The following is a 12,606-nucleotide window of genomic DNA, read 5'->3' on the forward strand; positions in this document are numbered from 1 at the left end:
TTTTATTTCTCAGCGGCCCCTTCTCTATGGTAAAATAAGAGTGATACTGACAAAAGTAATAGTAAGCAGAAACCGACCAAGGGAGGTCATACAAATGAACGAAGAAAATGAGTTGACATACTTTAAAGGTGGCTTAGCGCTAGGCGTTGGTCTTGGTTTAGTAGGCGGCATTGCCTCAACCTTGTTCTACCATAAGAAAAAAACAATCTCCGCTGATCTCGTCTTAGAAAATGTAAAAGCTGCTTTTTTAAAAGAAGGACCGATTGAAGGTTCGTGGATTGAGTTTGAGAAAAAACCCTTGCGGAAATTCGCCATCCACTCCAAAACGTATACTGGCGGAATTTGTCGTATTGAAGACGACGGCATTGTTCAATACGAATTCACTGCAGATGCCTACACAGGAACTGTCATTGACATCCAACGATTAAAAGATTAAAAAGATTGTTACAAAAGCACTTATTTGCTTTTGTAACAATCTTTTTTTCTTCTCATTTCTTTTTTGTAAAAGGGATGTTTATTTTATGTCAAAAAAATCAAATCAATGATGAATAAATACTCAAAAATAGAATATTTTCTGCATGGAAATCAGCTTAAATCTTTACTTATCAACGTTTGTCCGCTTTTTTCATAAAAAAGATTAGACATTTTTTAAAAATTGATAAAAGAATAATCATTTCTAACGATTTTTTAATTTCTCCTTTTCATTTTTACATTATACTGAGAGTATTGCTAAAAATGAAAAGGAGCGTGTCAAATGAAGAAATCTGTTTTATTTACTTCATTACTTGTATTATCAAGCTTAGCTTTAGCGGCCTGCGGCGGTGGCAGTGACGATAAAGGAGCAAACAACGGCGGCGGCAGCAACAACCAAGTATTCACAATGGTTGAATCCCAAGAAATGCCTAGTGCCGATCCGTCTCTTGCGACAGACGAAGTGAGTTTTACCACTTTAAATAATGTCTACGAAGGAATCTATCGTTTAGATAAAGACAACAAACCTGCGCCTGCTGGGGCAGCCGAAAAAGCAACTGTTTCAGAAGACGGTTTAGTTTACAAAGTTAAATTGCGTGAAGAATCAAAATGGTCTGATGGCAAACCGGTTACTGCTGCAGATTACGTTTACGGTTGGCAACGAACAGTGGACCCGGCCACTGCTTCAGAATATGCCTACATGTTTGAACCAGTAAAAAATGCTGAAAAAATTTCTAAAGGGGAACTACCTAAAGAAGAATTGGGCATTAAAGCAATCAATGATCATGAATTAGAAATCACCTTAGAAACAGCAACGCCATATTTTGACGATTTATTGGCTTTCCCTTCTTTCTTGCCACAACGTCAAGATATCGTTGAACGTTTTGGTAAAGATTATACAAAGAGTAGCGATAAAGCAGTCTACAATGGTCCATTTACGCTAACTGAGTTTGATGGTCCCGGAACAGATACTAAATGGTCTTTAACTAAAAATGAAGAATATTGGGACAAGGATACAGTTAAGTTAGACAAAGTAGCTATCAACGTGGTGAAAGAAGCCCCAACTGCCTTAAATCTTTATGAAACTGGTGAAGTGGATGATACGTATTTATCTGGCGAACTGGCGCAACAAATGCAAAACTCGCCTGACTTGGTCCAATTAAAAGCCGCTTCTTCTTTCTATTTAGAAATGAATCAAGCAGATGAAAAATCACCATTGACCAATGCAAACTTACGTCGTGCTATGTCTTATGCCATCGATCGCGATTCATTAGCTAAAAACATTTTAGCCAATGGCTCTCTTCCTTCACAAGGCTTCGTCCCTGTGGATGTCGCGAAATCACCAAAAACGGGTGAAGACTTTGTTAAAGAAGCTGGCAGCGACAAATTAGTCAAATACGACAAGAAAAAAGCGGTGGAATACTGGAACAAAGCGAAACAAGAACTTGGTGTTTCCAACTTAACAGTTGATTTAATGGTAGACGACTCTGAAGGCGCTAAAAAAATGGGCGAATATCTTCAAGGATCACTGTCTGATACGTTGGAAGGCTTAAAAGTAACTGTAACGCCCGTCCCTATGGCCGTTCGTTTAGATCGTACCTTAAAAGGAGATTTCCAAATCGCCGTGCGTGGTTGGAGTGCCGACTATTCAGACCCAATTAACTTCTTAGATTTATTAGAAAGCTCAACTTCTAATAACCGTGGACGCTACAGCAATCCTGAATACGACAAATTCATCGCTGCTTCAAAAACCACGGATGTTAACGATCCTGAAAAACGCTGGGAAGATTTAATCAACGCTGAAAAAACAGTAATTGCTGATATGGGCGTTGTGCCAATTTACCAAAAAGCAGAATCACATTTACGTGCACCAAACGTGAAAGAAATTATTTATCATCCAACAGGTGCTAAATACGACTTCAAGTGGGCGTATAAAGAATAAAATAAAAGGCTCCTTCAATTTTGGAAGGAGCCTTTTATTATTTATACTGACACGTTTCTAAATGATCATTCACCAAACCTGCTGCCTGTAAAAAGGAATAGACTGTCGTTGCGCCTAAAAATTTAAACCCTCGTTTTTTTAATGCTCGACTAATCTGTTGCGATAATTCCGTGGAGGCTGGAACCTCTTCTGGCCGTTGCCAGTGATTAACGATTGGTTGCTGATCGACAAAGTTCCAAAGGTAGCGATCAAAGGAGCCAAATTCTGCCTGAATTTCTTGAAAAACTTGCGCATTCGTGATGGTCGCTTGAATTTTTAAACGATGACGAATCACACCAGGATTTGCTAGTAAAGCTAAAATTTTTTCCTCGTCATATCGTGCAATTTCCCGATAATCAAACGCATCATAAGCTGCCCTGAGCGCTTCTCGTTTATTCAAAATAATCGCCCAGCTTAAGCCCGCTTGCATACTTTCCAAGGACAACAACTCAAATAATTTCTGTTCTTCATGAACTGGACGTCCCCATTCATCATCATGATAGGCTTGCATCTCTTCACTTGTATTCATTGCCCAAGTACATCGCTCCATTGTCCTGCCTCCTTTTATTTAATAAAAAAGATGCGAATAAAGGGTCCTGCCTGTTGTTCCACACCTTTTCCTATTCCTAATAAAATGCCCAGAAGTTTAACGCTTCATTCATGACTTCTTCGTCTGTAAATGTCCGTTTTGAATGGCCCTTTTCTTCTGAATCGTTTGGATCATTAATCCAGAAATCGCCTTTTTCATCCACACCACTCATCACCATAATGTGACCCGTTGTAGTGAAATAGCCCGGTTTTACAGAAATAATGACTGGATGACCTTCCTTCAAGAAAGCGGCCACTGTTTCAATATCCCCAATTTCTTGACAGTTATAGCCTTTCATTTCAGCATATGCACCAAAAATAGACCACGCCGTTCCTTGCCCTTCCATAAAGAAGTCATTTTTTGCCCAAGCTAACACATCCAGAGGGGTAACTTCTTGGTGATCCATGTAAGAACCCACCATTGCAAGCGACACAATCGCACAGCCATTAATTTCGATTGTATTCGGCTTATCCACATTGCCAAATCCGTATGCGGTGTCTTTCCATTTAGCATCTGTCTGCAATTCTAACGGCAAATCCAGATGTCCATTATATTGCTTCTTTTCAATTTCTTGATTGACCTGTTGTCCATAGCTTAAAGGTTTGACTTTTTTCTCAATTTTAACTGGTGCTGGTTCTTTTGTTTTACTTGATTCAGCACTAGCTTTGACATATGAATCATCAAACCAACTTGAAAACCCACCCGATTTCATCGGCGAAAACTGCGCTAACAACCCGCCAAAGCCAAACGATACCAACAACACCGTGAGAACTTTTTTTTGGTAACCTGATGGTTTTTTTGACATACTATTCATCCTTTTCTATCTATTGACTACATCCAATAATCTTATGTATTTCTTATATGCTCACACATTATACTACTTTCTTTTTCGAAAAACAGAAACGTTGGTAAATTCTCATAATTATCGAAGGCGAACATATTTTCTTGAATTTTATCACAAAATTAGGTAAAATACAGGTAATTAGTCATTTGAGTTTTATTCTATTTTATTCGTAAAGGAGGCAGAAGAATGGATCAACATAAAGCTACCATCAAGAGCATTTCTAAACTGATTACGCTCTCTTCCCAACATTTCTTTTCGGCATTTTTAGAAGATTCTCAAGATCAAAAGAATAAAGAAAAGGAACGCAGTGCGCTTTTACAAGAGCTCCAAGTCGCTGCCGCCCAAAAATCCTTAGTGGTCTTACAATTGAAAGAAGTCCCTACAGCGCATAAATTCGAAACAGTGATTGGCTGGATTGTCTCAAAAAATATTTCGGACAATATCGTCGTTCGTTTACAAACGGATGAACAACAGTTGCGCATGATTCCGGTTGCTTCTGTAATGAAAGTCAGCACGTTAGCCAATCGTCACCAACGTCAAATTCACTAGAATATTGAAGTCTTTATAAAATAAATGGAAACCACCAACCATGCCAATCGCAGGTTGGTGGTTTCTTTTATTTATGACTTTAGTCAAAAGCCTCTGAAACTTCTGGCTCAGGAGCCTACTTATTTCTTAGGCACAAATAATTGCGGTGCTACTTTTGCCAATAAGCCTAGAACTAGACTCACATACAAACAATTGACGACGGTACTCGTACCGTTTAGAACAAAGGAATAGAGGTAGGGACTCATCCCTTCTGGTGCATACATGCCCCAAACCAATACCCCCGCCCAAAAATGCCAAAACCAGCGGGCGAAGACTGCGACAACACTTCCTAAAATAATCGTACGAATGGCTGATTTTAAGCGATTCGCTTGAAAATACAGTTGAATTTTTCTAGCGAATACGCCACCCATTCCTCCAAACGCAAAAGCAAAGGGATATTCAAAAATAATCTGTGGAACGGACAAGAAATTTTTCATAGCTGTACCGAGAATAATATTTAACATGCCCCAAACAAAGCCTGCTGCAACTCCGGGAAGCAACCCACGACGAAACGAATAAAGAACTAATGGGACCATTCCCAACGATAGGTCCAAGCCACTATTGGCAAATTCAATCGGTAAAAAAGAGAGGGCCATGGCCATTGCTGCGACGACTGTTCCTTCTACCCAAATACGTAAATCCATTTTTCTAGCCAAACAAATTTCCTCCTATGTTCTGACACTCTCAACCACTAATACATCGTTATTTTACCATAGGGACTTGAGAAAAACACGTTTGTCGAACAAGCAAAAAAATAGCTGGATCAGCGTTTAAGGAAATCAGCTCTTACTCAAACGCACGTCAGCTACTTTTTATCAATTAATCATCCCGCTCAGTTGTCAAAATTTTTCCAGAATGGGCATCGATTTTTACTTCTATTTTTTGTTGCCCCTCTTTCACTTTCACTTCCCAGTAGGTGATTCCTAATTCTTTCTCTAACTTCCAATCTGTTGCTTGGCCAACTTTTGCTGCTTTTTCAGCCAAGGTTGTGGCTTGTTCTCTGGAAATGATATTTGTTAAATCAAGTGCCTCTTCTTGCATTTTAACGCCATTTTGTTCATCGGCATCCAAGGTTTCGACTTTTTCTTTTGTGAATTCGCCTGTCTCTGCGTTCACTTCAACTTGATATTCTTTTTGCTGATCCACGCCTTCTATTTCATAAAAATAACGTCCAAAATCTGTATCTAACTGCAGACTTGTTAGTTTAGCTTCTGGATATTTTTTCTCAAATGCTGTCGTGACTTTTTCTAAAGAGACAGCTACCGCAGTTTTCTTCTTTGAGGTAGTCGTTACTTTTTGTTCGTTTTTTGTTGGTTCTGTCGTAGGTGTTTTAGCTGTGCAACCTGCCGTTAATAGCAGGGCCAAAATCACAGATGAACCAAGTAAAATTTTTTTCATGAAACAACCTTCTTTCTCTTTTATCATTTTATTATACTTGATTGCTTAACCAAAGCATAGCTACAAAAAAAGCTCTACTTTATTAATAAAGTTAGAGCTTTTTCAGCCTTCATGGGCCAGCATAAAAATTTCACCGAAATCATTCTCTTGTTCAATGTGCCAAGTGCGTTTTTCACTATTATAGACAAGCGTTGCCAAAATTTCTTCTTTTTGGTAAGACGTATTTTTCATTTTGCTAAGTGAATCTTCCACCAAGTAAATAGGAATCCGATATTCTTCTTTATCCACTTCTGTTTGTTGGAAGCAAAAAATAACACCTTCTTGTAAGATCCCTTTCATATTTTTAAGTAATTCAGGACTTAATTTTTCGACAGGCGTATTTCGTTTAAAGAAGGCCTTTTTCTGATTCACTTTCTCCAAAACAACACGTGTAATTTTATCAGCAAAGATTCGATAAAATTCATCAATATAACGATAATAGACACGCGTCATCTGATCTGCAAATTCAAAAAAGACAAAATCATTTTGTAGCTTATAAAAGAAAGGCGAATGCAAACTATTCTTCATGTGTCCAAAATAAAGAAGTTCCGAAATTTCTAATGGCGTTAGCTCTTTTAGCATTGTCACATCGGAAAAGTCAATCCATTTAATCTCTTCAGTCATCCAACGACGTTGAAGCGATTGAAAATAGCGATTGACGCTTTCTTCTCCACGAATTATTTTCAAACCTGAATGCATATCGTATTCGCCAGCTTCGGCAGAAGGATCTAATAATAGTAAGTTCTGTGGGTGATGCACAATTGAACGAACAAAATCGGAATGGGTAATCCCTTTAGATAAAACCGCGTTGCTGGTTACATCTATATGTACATAAATTAAATCAAGCAAATTCCCATCTCCCCTCTACTAGCCTCCTTACCATTTTACAATATTTTCAAAAGAAAAGCTTGTTTCTTTTACTTTAAAATTCCATTACAAAATGAGGTTTTTTTTGAAAAATCAATCGGTTCAGTTGTTTTTTATTAAATCAAGGTCCGACCCGCTTACCTATTCCCCAAAGAAAATAAATAGGTTTTTCAAATAAATTGTGGTAAACTTGATACATTAAAAGGAGGGAGAATATGCGCCCAAAAGAGAAAAAAAGAGGAAAAAATTGGTTAATCAATAGTTTATTAGTTTTACTATTTATCATTGGCTTGGCCTTAATTTTTAACAATCAGATACGCAGTTGGGTGGTTCAACAAAATAGTCGCTCGTACGCCGTTAGCAAGTTGAAACCAGCCGATGTGAAGAAAAATATGGCTCGTGAAACAACGTTTGACTTTGATTCAGTTGAATCTTTGAGCACAGAAGCAGTGATGAAAGCACAATTTGAAAACAAAAACTTACCTGTAATTGGTGCCATTGCGATACCAAGTGTCGAAATTAATTTGCCCATTTTTAAAGGATTGTCAAATGTCGCTTTATTAACTGGTGCGGGGACCATGAAAGAAGATCAAGTCATGGGGAAAAACAATTATGCCTTGGCTAGTCATCGAACGGAAGATGGCGTTTCCTTATTTTCACCTTTAGAAAGAACTAAAAAAGACGAAGTTATTTATATTACTGATTTATCTACTGTTTATACATACAAAATAACTTCTGTAGAAAAAATCGAACCCACCCGTGTTGAGTTAATTGATGACGTTCCTGGCAAAAATATGATTACCTTAATTACCTGTGGTGATTTACAAGCCACCACGCGAATTGCTGTTCAAGGAACATTGGCAGCAACGACGCCTATTAAAGACGCCAACGACGATATGTTGAAGGCTTTCCAATTGGAGCAAAAAACCTTAGCCGATTGGGTCGCTTAATAAAAAATCCTTGAAAAGTTTTGACACTTTTCAAGGATTTTTTGCTTTATTTCATCGCTTGGCGTTCTTGCTGTTTCAAACGAGCAAAACCATAACGAATACCTGCAAATAATAAAACTAACGGAGATAAGAAGACAGAGATCATTAACCATTCACTTGTATACATACTACTAAAAGATAAATGATACGTGACAGCATACACTAGCGGCAGACTCATTATCAACAATAAATAATACAAACTCAATTCAACAACATAGGATAAATAACGACTGTTCATCTTACTTCCCTCCTGTCTCTTTTTCCCTGAACAATTTGTTAACACTATTGTACCAAGGGGAAACAGAAAGTACTATCGGACTATAGTCCTAATCTTTCAGCTGTGCTTTTATTTTTTTCAACCATTCTGAAGTACCTGTGTCTACTAAGCGGTACGTTTCCTCAAAATCGCCAGTATAATACGGATCAGGCACGTCCATGGTTTCTTTACCAGCCACAACTTCCATAAATAAATGAATCCGTTGTTGCTCTTCTTGCGGGGCTAATGCTTTTAAATCTGCCACATTATTCGCATCCATTCCAATGATATAGTCATATTTTTTAAAATCGCTTGGCTGGATTTGTGTCGCCCGCATTCCTTGATAGGAAATCCCCTGTTCCTCTAAAATTTTTCTGGTTCCTTTATGGGGCTGACTGCCCACTTCCCAGTGACTAGTAGCTGCTGAAAACACTTGAATAGTCGCTTCTAAACCGGCTTGTTGGACTTTCTGACGAAAAATCGCTTCTGCCATCGGCGAGCGACAAATATTGCCTAAGCAAACAAATAAAACAGTTACCACAACGCTTCACTCCTTCATAAAACTTTTTATTCTTAACTTGTTACTCATTGGCTTCTTGTTCATACAAATGATAAGCCATAAATTCTGTATCTTTCGCTAAACGGAATAATTGAGTTGCCATTTCCAGAGGAGTTTGAGGATATTCCTCGAGAATCCATTTCGTTAAGACGCCGCTACATCCATAGGAAAAGAAATTCGCATAAAATTGTTTGTCTTTATCTGTTAAATGATTCTCAACATCGACTTGTTCAAATAATGAAATAAATAAGCGATTGGTCGAAGCAGAAAAAACATTAAGAAGAACTTCTGAATCTGAGGTCACCGTTGTATAGTAGAAATGACTCTTCTCTTTAATTGCTTTTAATAACTTTAGGGCTTGTTCCTCCCAGTTTTCCAAGCAGATATCTGTTTCTAAGTAAATCAATGCATCATGACGATAAATCCAACGTAACAAATCATATTTATCTGTAAAGTGATAATAAAATGTTTGGCGATTCAGACCCACTTTTTGGGTAATATCTTGGACACTTATTTTACGAAATTCCTTTTGTTCACATAATTCTATTAAAGCTGAAGCGATTGCTTGTTTTGTATCGTGCGTTCCGCTCATGCTGATTCCTCCGCTCCTAATATGTATATACCTCTATAATTGCAAAAAAACGGCCAGATTACAATCTTTTCAGATGCTTTTTATGCATATATTTAAAATTAAATGAATAAAAAAAGCGGCAACTAACAGTTTTTGTTAGTTACCACTCCTTGTTATCGATTATTAATAGATGACTATTTAGCCTGGAAAACGCCATACAACAGCGCGGAATCCTGCTGGTGGTGCCGGTGACCAGTTAGAGTTAGAAGAAACATAGCCAGAACCTCCTGGGTTGTTCGCTTCAACGATTTGAACACTTCCACCACTTACACCTGTAACTAAGACAGTATGCACGCCACCAATCCAGCTATCTGGACTATAGGCACTTTCATATTGAACAACATCACCAGGTTGCACGTTACTCCAGCTAACTTGTGTTGCGCCAGAGCCAACATAGCCACTATTTGGACCGCCGTAACCGAAGTTAATGCCGCCTGCCGCTAACCAACGACGAACAGATACTAAACATTCTCCTGGTTGATTCCAACCTGTTGCATAAGAATTACCAACATCTGCTAAAGCCGCATTAATAGCTGCTTGTTTTCCTGAAGTCACGCCACCATTCCCTGGTTTTGCTTCATTGCCTTTTTCAGGAGTCGCTGGGTTAGTTACAGGAACTTCTTTTTCTTTTTCAGGTGCTGATGCCACAGGTGTTGTTACAACACTTTCTGTTTCAGTACTTGAAGTTGTTGTTTCTTGCGTTGTGGTACTTTCAGTAGTTGTTGATGATTCTACAACTGGTGTTGCGGCTTTTTCTTCAGCGGCGGATGCTGCTGCCTCATTGGCTGCTTTTGTTGCTTTCGCTTGCTCTGCTGCCGCTTTTTGTGCTGCGGCTTGGGCTTGCGCTGCCGCTTGTTCTTCCGCTTTTTTAGCAGCTGCACGTTGGCGTGCTTGTTCTTCTGCTAAACGTTTTTCCGCTTCTTTTTTCTGTTTAATGAAGCTGTCTTTTTTCCCTTGTTCTTCAGAACGTTGCGCTTCTAAATCATTTTTAGCCACTTCTTGTTGAATCTTCAATGTTTTTAATGATTCTGTTTTGTCATTTAATTCTTTTGTTGCTGCTTCTAATTCAGCAATTTGCTTTTCAACATTCTTTGTTTTCTTTTCAACAGTCGCTTTGTCTTCTTTTTGTTGTTCTAGTAATTCATTGTTGGCGCTCATCATTGTTGAGACCGCTTGAACGCGACCAATGGCATCTGCTACTGAATCTGCATCTAAAACTGCGTCAATAATTGAATCACTTTGACCATTCACTTGGACATCGCGTGCTTGTTTTGTCATTTGTACTTCACGTTTTTGAATACGGACATTCAAATCGGAAATTTCACTATATAATTTAGATACTTCTGATGATAGCTTGTTCTTTTTAGCTGTTAATGTATCGATTTGTTTGGCCGTTTCAACCATATCATTTTCAATAGCGGCAACTTTTGCTTCTGCATCTGACATTTGGCTAGTTAACGCATTAATTTTTTGATCTTGTTGCTGAATCTTTGTATCGTATTCATCTGCAAATGCTGCGGATGGCAACGCTACGCTTGTTAATGTAATGGAACATACCATTAGAGCCGATAATACACTTTTCTTCAATCTGTTGTCCTCCGAAAATCCTTTTTTGTTAAGCTTTTTCCTTATTTATTAAAATTTGAATAAATTTCTCTTTTTCAACGATAGAGCAATTGTAGCATAGCTGTATGTCACTGAGATAATATGGATGTTACAGTAATATTTCAATTTTCTTCTTGTAAATGACAAAAAAATGATTCACTTTTTTCACAACTTTCTTCAAAAATTCAGGATAATCTTCTCATTGTTTTGTTATTTAAAAAAACAAAAAAAGCGAGAAATGCTACTCAATGAGCACTTCTCGTAAATGAACGAAATTTTCAATTTTTATTTTACGGAAAACAGTTTTTTCAGCGGATAAGATAAAATAACATACCACACCATGTTCAATAGCAGTGTAGGACCCAACACACGCGTAATAAATAAAATTGGGCTAACATCAGCTAAATGAAAGGCCACTTGAATCAGAACTGCAATAAGTTCATACAAGGTGGTAAAAATAACGATCCCAAAAAAACCAGTTAATATATTTGTTTGAATTACTTCTTTAAATGTATACATCAACATAACCGAAATCGTCAGTGCAACTGTATAAATCCCGATAATGCCAATGTAGTAGCTATCGCAAATAAAGCCTAAAATTAACGAAGTAATTAATAAATAACGTTTAGAGAAATTAGGAACGGCAAACATAAACGCAAGTAACAACAGATGAGAACTGGCGAAGTAAACATTACTTGTCCATGTTTCAAAAGACTTTGTTAAATGAGCATCGATTAACATTAAGAAAAACAAGAGAATAGGTGTGACGTATTTTAAATACTCTTTCCGAATCATTCGCTTTCCCCTGCCGATCTTTTCACGACCGTCACAACTGAGATCCCATAGACATCTGCATAAGGTTTCACATACACTTCACGATCTAAACCAAAACTATCTGGTTTCACTTTAATAACTGTCCCCACCGCTAAATCGGCTGGTGAATTACCACCTAAGCCAGAAGTCTGAACGACATCGCCTTCTTTCAGAGTGGCATCGCCAGTTAATTGCGACACAATTAATGCATTCGTCTTATTGTCGTAATTTTTAAGCAAACCAAACGATTCGCCATTTGCGGAAGTTACTCGCACAGGGAAATGGTTTGAGTTGACATTTTTAGACGTTAGTAGTTCCACTTTTGCAGTTGTTGCATTGACTTCAATAACACGCCCCACTAACCCTTTTTGCGCCATGACCGCCATGCCCGCTTCAATGCCGTCATTGGTTCCTTTATCGATAATTAATAAGTCTTGCCAAGTATCAGGCGAACGCGTAATAACATTCGCAGTTACTTTTTCATAATTCGCCAACGTTTCGTTCAGATTCAATTCTTGTTTTAAACTATCAATTTCACGTTTATAGTTATTGTTTTGGACAGCTAATTCATTATAGCTATCAATTTTTTCTTTCAGACGTTCGTTTTCTTTAAACGTGTTAATTAAATTGCCCATTGAAGACAAGCCATTTTCCACCACACGGGCTGGAAAAGAAATCACACGATCCACCATACTAACGCTATTGTTGACGCCACCTTGAACGATATTGGTTTTGCCTTTTTCAGAACGTTGCGCAGCAGTTAAACTAATAATGGTTACTAAAATAATGACTAAAATTAAGGTAATGATTATATTTTTATTTGGATTAAATTTTTTCACAAAGACACCCCAGATATTCTTCAGACTGATAGTATTAATTTTACCACTAATTGACTATAAACAAAAGAGTTGGCGATCGTCTTTAGCTTTTTTTATCATTTCTTTTTTAGGGCTTGCTTTCAACGAAAAAACCAACG

Annotated in this window: 15 protein-coding genes; 4 read left to right on the forward strand and 11 right to left on the reverse strand. The window is 37.7% G+C overall.

Translation table 11 applies throughout. The features are described 5' to 3' along the window. Positions 1-94: 94 nt before the first annotated feature. Together IGL49_RS10835 and IGL49_RS10840 are read left to right on the forward strand one after the other, a co-directional pair. Positions 95-436, forward strand: coding sequence for a PepSY domain-containing protein (locus IGL49_RS10835; RefSeq protein ID WP_002355012.1), 342 nt, complete (start codon positions 95-97; stop codon positions 434-436). 318 nt (positions 437-754) lie between these two features. Continuing rightward, positions 755-2,413: a peptide ABC transporter substrate-binding protein gene (locus IGL49_RS10840; RefSeq protein ID WP_104854469.1), complete on the forward strand. Its 1,659-nt coding sequence runs from the start codon at positions 755-757 to the stop codon at positions 2,411-2,413. A gap of 37 nt (positions 2,414-2,450) precedes the next feature. Here the strand turns inward: IGL49_RS10840 and IGL49_RS10845 are convergent, their stop codons facing one another. Then, the gene (locus IGL49_RS10845; RefSeq protein ID WP_104854468.1) at positions 2,451-3,002 is read right to left on the reverse strand and encodes a DNA-3-methyladenine glycosylase I; all 552 of its coding nucleotides are present in this window, start codon (positions 3,000-3,002) and stop codon (positions 2,451-2,453) included. 76 nt (positions 3,003-3,078) lie between these two features. Next, on the reverse strand, positions 3,079-3,855 hold the full coding sequence (locus IGL49_RS10850; protein WP_164982927.1) for a peptidase C39 family protein: 777 nt from the start codon (positions 3,853-3,855) through the stop codon (positions 3,079-3,081). 216 nt (positions 3,856-4,071) lie between these two features. Between IGL49_RS10850 and IGL49_RS10855 the strand changes: the two genes are divergently transcribed. Beyond that, positions 4,072-4,434, forward strand: coding sequence for a hypothetical protein (locus tag IGL49_RS10855; protein ID WP_002354999.1), 363 nt, complete (start codon positions 4,072-4,074; stop codon positions 4,432-4,434). A gap of 119 nt (positions 4,435-4,553) precedes the next feature. On the opposite strand, the gene thiT is transcribed toward IGL49_RS10855, so the two are convergent. From thiT to IGL49_RS10870, 3 genes are all read right to left on the reverse strand, one after another. Next, complete coding sequence (gene thiT / locus IGL49_RS10860) at positions 4,554-5,129, reverse strand: energy-coupled thiamine transporter ThiT (protein ID WP_002354998.1); 576 nt, start codon at positions 5,127-5,129, stop codon at positions 4,554-4,556. 163 nt (positions 5,130-5,292) lie between these two features. Beyond that, positions 5,293-5,898: a PepSY domain-containing protein gene (locus tag IGL49_RS10865; RefSeq protein WP_164982928.1), complete on the reverse strand. Its 606-nt coding sequence runs from the start codon at positions 5,896-5,898 to the stop codon at positions 5,293-5,295. Between the two features lie 75 nt (positions 5,899-5,973). Continuing rightward, positions 5,974-6,759 carry a hypothetical protein gene (locus IGL49_RS10870; RefSeq protein ID WP_104854465.1) on the reverse strand — a complete coding sequence of 262 codons (786 nt, stop codon included), beginning with the start codon at positions 6,757-6,759 and terminating at the stop codon, positions 5,974-5,976. Between the two features lie 233 nt (positions 6,760-6,992). On the opposite strand from IGL49_RS10870, the gene IGL49_RS10875 reads away from it, so the two are divergent. Then, positions 6,993-7,727, forward strand: coding sequence for a class A sortase (locus IGL49_RS10875; protein WP_104854464.1), 735 nt, complete (start codon positions 6,993-6,995; stop codon positions 7,725-7,727). Between the two features lie 46 nt (positions 7,728-7,773). On the opposite strand, the gene IGL49_RS10880 is transcribed toward IGL49_RS10875, so the two are convergent. From IGL49_RS10880 to mreC, 6 genes are all read right to left on the reverse strand, one after another. Continuing rightward, positions 7,774-8,004: a hypothetical protein gene (locus IGL49_RS10880; protein WP_164982929.1), complete on the reverse strand. Its 231-nt coding sequence runs from the start codon at positions 8,002-8,004 to the stop codon at positions 7,774-7,776. Between the two features lie 88 nt (positions 8,005-8,092). Continuing rightward, positions 8,093-8,563, reverse strand: coding sequence for a low molecular weight protein-tyrosine-phosphatase (locus IGL49_RS10885; RefSeq protein ID WP_104854462.1), 471 nt, complete (start codon positions 8,561-8,563; stop codon positions 8,093-8,095). Positions 8,564-8,603: 40 nt separating this feature from the next. Next, entirely contained in the window at positions 8,604-9,173 is a 570-nt protein-coding gene (locus tag IGL49_RS10890) for a TetR/AcrR family transcriptional regulator (protein ID WP_104854461.1), read from the reverse strand. A gap of 177 nt (positions 9,174-9,350) precedes the next feature. Continuing rightward, positions 9,351-10,772: a CHAP domain-containing protein gene (locus IGL49_RS10895; protein ID WP_164982938.1), complete on the reverse strand. Its 1,422-nt coding sequence runs from the start codon at positions 10,770-10,772 to the stop codon at positions 9,351-9,353. Positions 10,773-11,102: 330 nt separating this feature from the next. Next, entirely contained in the window at positions 11,103-11,612 is a 510-nt protein-coding gene (mreD, locus tag IGL49_RS10900) for a rod shape-determining protein MreD (protein WP_104854459.1), read from the reverse strand. Continuing rightward, complete coding sequence (gene mreC / locus IGL49_RS10905) at positions 11,609-12,469, reverse strand: rod shape-determining protein MreC (protein WP_104854458.1); 861 nt, start codon at positions 12,467-12,469, stop codon at positions 11,609-11,611. Before mreC ends, mreD begins: the two co-directional genes overlap by 4 nt. Positions 12,470-12,606: the final 137 nt, after the last annotated feature.

Source organism: Enterococcus sp. DIV1337a (assembly GCF_051712285.1).
GTDB classification, from domain to species: Bacteria; Bacillota; Bacilli; order Lactobacillales; family Enterococcaceae; genus Enterococcus; species Enterococcus faecalis.